This is a genomic window from Escherichia sp. KCJ4928 (assembly GCF_004352695.1).
Classification (GTDB): domain Bacteria; phylum Pseudomonadota; class Gammaproteobacteria; order Enterobacterales; family Enterobacteriaceae; genus ECMA0423.
Genome location: NZ_SJWV01000802.1, coordinates 1 through 255, shown reverse-complemented (window position 1 = coordinate 255; position 255 = coordinate 1). Strand labels below are relative to the sequence as shown.

Annotated in this window: 1 pseudogene; it reads left to right on the top strand. The window is 54.5% G+C overall.

The features are described from left to right. Positions 1–96: 96 nt before the first annotated feature. Positions 97–255, top strand: a pseudogene (locus tag E0D98_RS28355) (hypothetical protein); the annotation flags it as partial.

Here is a 255-nt window from a genome sequence, read left to right as displayed (position 1 = left end):
GGTTAATCAGGCCCGCATCCTGCTGAAAAACAACCCACACGAAAACGACTGATGTTATCGCCGCCTTCGGGCGGCGATTCAGGGAGACCATTAATCATGAACAAAACGCTGAATGCACTGGTTTGTCGCCACGCCCGTAACCTGCTGCTGGCGCAGGGCTGGCCGGAAGAGACGGATATTGAACAACTGAATCCGCACTATCCGGGCTGGATCAGCATTTATGTGCGACTGGATGTATCCCGGCTGGCGACGTTA